Source organism: Curtobacterium sp. APC 4022 (genome assembly GCF_030407555.1).
Classification (GTDB): Bacteria; Actinomycetota; Actinomycetes; order Actinomycetales; family Microbacteriaceae; genus Curtobacterium.
Genome location: NZ_JASDDD010000002.1, coordinates 173888 through 176236 on the forward strand (window position 1 = coordinate 173888; position 2349 = coordinate 176236).

Genomic DNA, 2349 nt, shown 5'->3' on the forward strand with positions numbered 1-2349 from the left:
GTTCGTAGAGGGACCAGCCCTCGAGTTCGGCGGCGGCGCCCTCGAGCTCCGGCCACTCCTCGGTCGCGGCGGTGTCCCGCGCCATCGAGGCCTCGGTCGCGGCGCGCTCGTACCGGCCGAGGTCGTGCAGGATGTGGGCGCGGCGGATCCGTGCGGACACCTTGTCCTGGCGCTCGCCGGTGAACATCGTCAGGCGGAACACCTCTTCCGCGACGGTCAGCGCCTCGTCCAGGCGGCCGAGCAGCCGGAGCAGCTCGGCCCGTTCGGCCAGCGCGTCGGTGCTGCGGCTCTGCCCGAGGTCGCGCAGGCGGTCCTGCACGGCCTGGACGTCGACGGCGGGGCGCAGGCTGATCGGCGCGAAGGTGCTGCCCGGGCTGACCCCGGCGGTCACCGGGGCGGCATGACGGGGCTCCCGGGCCTGGTCGGCGCGGTCGTGGTCTCGGCGTTCGTCGGGCGGGAGGGACATCAGGGTCGAGGGTATCCGCGTCGCCCCGGGAGGTGACCGTGCCACGCGCACGAACGCAGACGGCCCGCCCCGGGAGTCCGGGACGGGCCGTCTGCGTGAGCGCTGTCGGTCACATGCCGGTCATGGAGCTGGCGGCGACGCCGATGTACACGGCGCCGGCCACCATGGCGGCCACGACCGCGAGGATGATCGCCAGGACTCCCCAGAGCCGGCCGCGCTTCGCGACGATCGCCACGATGCCCTGCACGATCGCCCACAGGCCGAAGACCGACCCGACGAGCATCAGGACCGAGCCGGTACCGAGACCCGCCATCGACTCCGGGTCCTGCATGAGCTGACGCTGCAGCTCCTGCGTGTCCGCGGGGTTGCCGGAGCCGCCGTTCTGCGCGTAGTCCTGCAGCACCTGGCTGTTCGACAGGGCCACGCCGAGCATGTACCCGCCGACGGCGCCGATCACGAGGGCGATGACGGCCGCGAGGAACGCGATGACGCCGACGGTCTTCTTCTTCTTGGCGGGCTCGTCGTACGAGTGCCAGGCGGGGGCTCCGGCCTGCTGCTGGTTGCCGTACTGCTGCGGCTGCCCGTACTGCTGCGGCTGCTGCCCGTACTGGTCGCCCGGCTGCCCGTACTGCTGCTGCCCGTACTGCTGCTGCCCGAACTGCTGGTGCTGCTGCTGGTCGTGCTGACCCCACTGCGGCGCCGACTGCTGCTGGTACTGCTGCGTCGGCTGGTCATCGGAGCGGGGTGCGCCGCCCTGCTCCGGGCTGACGCGCTCGCCGTAGCGCGGCTGCTCGCGCTCGCCGTAGCGGGGCTGTTCCTCGTTGCGATCGTCGTTGGTCATCGGCGGCCTCCTCATGGTGTGCGGTCGCGCGCTGGCGCGGCGTGCTCCGACCATCCTGGCAGCGTCCCCCGCTCGGGGTACGGAGCCCGCGCGATCCGCAGCGAGGCCCCAGGTCGGCGCGTGCCCGATCGTGTTCAGGCGCCGAAGACCGACTTGTTCGGCTCGGGCGACCCGACGGCCGTGGTGTCGGTGACGATCGGGGCGCCCGCGATGAAGGCCCGCAGCTCGTCGCCGTGCACGACCTTGCTCGGCAGCGGGTCGGACGAGTACCGCCGGGGCATGTCCGCGATCGGCAGCTCGCCGGGGGAGCCGAGCAGCACGATGTTGCCGAAGCGCCGACCCTTGAGCATGCCGGTGTCCGCGACCGCCGCCACCGAGGGCAGCACCGACTGCAGCGTCGACGCCTGCCCCCGGGCGAAGGCCAGCCCGGCGCCGTCCGCGACGTTCACCGCGACCATCCCGGTCGGGGACAGGAACGACGCGACGGACCGGTAGAACTCGACACTCGTCACGTGCGCCGGCGTGCGGGCACCCGAGAACACGTCGACGACGGCCAGGTCGACGGTGCCGCGGAGTCCGGCCGGCAGCTTCTCCATGACCTCGCGCGCGTCGCCGTACCGCACCCGGATCGAGGCGCCGCGGGGGAACGGCAGGGCATCCCGGACGTGGTCGACCAGGTCCCGCTCGAGCTCGATGACCTGCTGCCGCGAGCCCGGCCGGGTCACCGCCACGTACCGCGGCAGGGTCAGTGCACCGGCGCCGAGGTGCAGCGCCGTGACCGGCCCCGGCGGCAGCAGGTCGATCGCGTGCCCGATCCGCCGGATGTACTCGAACGCCAGGTGCGTCGGGTCCTCGAGGTCGACGTGCGACTGCGGCGTCCCGTCCACCACCAGGGTGAACGACCCCGGCCGGTGCCGGTCCGGCTCGACGACCGCGTACCCCGCACCCACCCGGAACCCGTCGAACGCATCAGCCATGCGTCCATGGAACACCACCCGCACCCCCGCCCGGTCCCCACCCGCGGGTGGTGGGCCGGCGGACG

General features: G+C 73.3%; 2 protein-coding genes and 1 pseudogene. All 3 read right to left on the reverse strand.

The annotated features are described in order from the left end of the window. Positions 1–466, reverse strand: a pseudogene (locus QL987_RS00970) (hypothetical protein); the annotation flags it as partial. 109 nt (positions 467–575) lie between these two features. After that, positions 576–1307, reverse strand: coding sequence for a DUF4064 domain-containing protein (locus tag QL987_RS00975; protein ID WP_290155833.1), 732 nt, complete (start codon positions 1305–1307; stop codon positions 576–578). 134 nt (positions 1308–1441) lie between these two features. Next, positions 1442–2284: a fused MFS/spermidine synthase gene (locus QL987_RS00980; protein WP_111073964.1), complete on the reverse strand. Its 843-nt coding sequence runs from the start codon at positions 2282–2284 to the stop codon at positions 1442–1444. Positions 2285–2349: the final 65 nt, after the last annotated feature.

Bases quoted from the DNA above. Each gene is read 5' to 3' on its own strand.
- QL987_RS00975 (WP_290155833.1), bottom strand. From the start codon at position 1,307: ATGACCAACGACGATCGCAACGAGGAACAGCCCCGCTACGGCGAGCGC.
- QL987_RS00980 (WP_111073964.1), bottom strand. From the start codon at position 2,284: ATGGCTGATGCGTTCGACGGGTTCCGGGTGGGTGCGGGGTACGCGGTC.